Source organism: Undibacterium umbellatum (genome assembly GCF_014284125.1).
In the GTDB taxonomy this organism is placed as follows: Bacteria; Pseudomonadota; Gammaproteobacteria; order Burkholderiales; family Burkholderiaceae_D; genus Undibacterium; species Undibacterium umbellatum.
The window spans coordinates 1-639 of the sequence record NZ_JACOFX010000065.1 but is presented as its reverse complement, the minus strand read 5'-3'; the positions used below and the strand labels follow the sequence as shown (position 1 = coordinate 639).

Below are 639 nucleotides of genomic sequence, written 5' to 3'. Positions count from 1 at the left end.
AAGACCTGATAATCATCTAGCCGCCTCCCTCCTCTGGCGTTAGCCAAAGGAGTAAAGTTAAGGTGCGAACGAAACTTTAACGGGGAGGACGGTATGTTATTTTGCGGCATAGACCTACATTCGAACAATAGTGTTGTGGTTATTTCGGACGAATCCGACAAGGTGTTGTACTCCAGGCGGCTGGCTAATGATCTGGAAACGATTTGTGCTGCATTGGCTCCCTATCAATCTCAGCTTACTGGCGTCGTCGTGGAATCGACCTTTAACTGGTACTGGCTGGTGGATGGACTGCAAGAGCATGGCTATCAGGTGCATTTGGCCAATACCACGGCAATCAAGCAATATGATGGATTAAAACATCGGGGCGATGAGTCAGATGCCAGGCACTTGGCACATGTCTTTCGTCTGGGCTTACTGCCTACAGGCTATATCATGCCAAAAGAATTAAGAGGTGTCCGTGACCTGGCGCGCAAGCGCATGCAATTGGTGCAGCAACGTTCGGTGCAAATTCTCTCGATAGAAACACAAATGGACCAACGGCATGGCGCACATATGGCAGCTAATCTGATCAAGAAACTGACTTGTGATGAGATAGACACAATGGGCTTGGGTGAGATGGAAGCCATGGCGCTCAAGGCA

Annotated in this window: 1 protein-coding gene; it reads left to right on the top strand. The window is 49.1% G+C overall.

Annotation, left to right across the window (positions count from 1 at the left end; translation table 11 throughout):
• Positions 1–93: 93 nt before the first annotated feature.
• Positions 94–639: IS110 family transposase (locus tag H8L47_RS29190; RefSeq protein ID WP_186957336.1), on the top strand; the 546-nt coding region annotated here is incomplete at its 3' end.